The organism is Rathayibacter tanaceti, from assembly GCF_001634385.1.
Taxonomy (GTDB): domain Bacteria; phylum Actinomycetota; class Actinomycetes; order Actinomycetales; family Microbacteriaceae; genus Rathayibacter; species Rathayibacter tanaceti.
In genome coordinates, this window is the sequence record NZ_LIIN01000289.1 from 1 (window position 1) to 784 (window position 784).

The following is a 784-nucleotide window of genomic DNA, read 5'->3' on the forward strand; positions in this document are numbered from 1 at the left end:
CGCACCGGCTCGCGGCGATTCGGCTGCCACGCCGACGGCGAAGGCGGCGGCGCTCGCCGCGTGCCCCGACGGGAAGGACGGCGACGTCGGCATGCGGGTCAGCCGGCGGCCGACCGGAACGTCTACGAGCATCGGGCGGACGCCTCCGAAGAGCCGCTTGCCCACCAGATTGGCCGTCGCACTGGCCACAGCGAGCGAAGCGACGCCGCGGGCGGCCTCACGGGGACGCCCGGCCACCACCAGCAGCGCCCCCGCAGCCATCCAGAGCAGACCGTGATCCGCCGCACGCGAGAGGCCGACCAGAGCGCCGTCGACGAGCGGGGAGTCGCGGCGCGCGTTGATCCGCCGGGCCGCCCTGGCATCGGCTCGGCGCACTGCGCGGGGAACGGTGACGAGCCGCCGGAGCAGCACGGACGGGGGTCGGGTTCCGCGGAGGGCCATCCGCCCAGAGTAGGAGGACGGCCCCCGCCGCGCCTGGACTAGACCTCGCCGAAGCCCGACTCGACCAGCGCGGCCAGACGGCCGACCGCCTCCTCCGCCTGGGGACCGGTCGCCGTGAGGACGACCTCGTCGCCGCGGTCGAGGCCGAGCGACATCACGCCCAGCAGGCTCGTCGCGTCCTTGCCGTTCGCGTCGATGCGCGCATCGAACGTGGTCGCGAGGGTGACGAAGTCAGCGGCGGGCCGGGCGTGCAGGCCGTTCGGGTTGATCAGGAGGACGCGGCGCTGCGCTCGGTCGGCGGCCGGATCCGACGACGGCGGCGGACGGCGCCGCGACGGCCTCG

Annotated in this window: 1 protein-coding gene and 1 pseudogene; both read right to left on the minus strand. The window is 75.8% G+C overall.

The features are described 5' to 3' along the window. Positions 1-441 (minus strand): annotated as a pseudogene (locus ACH61_RS15695) (hypothetical protein); the annotation flags it as partial. 38 nt (positions 442-479) lie between these two features. After that, positions 480-784: HPr family phosphocarrier protein (locus tag ACH61_RS15700; protein ID WP_236713736.1), on the minus strand; the 305-nt coding region annotated here is incomplete at its 5' end.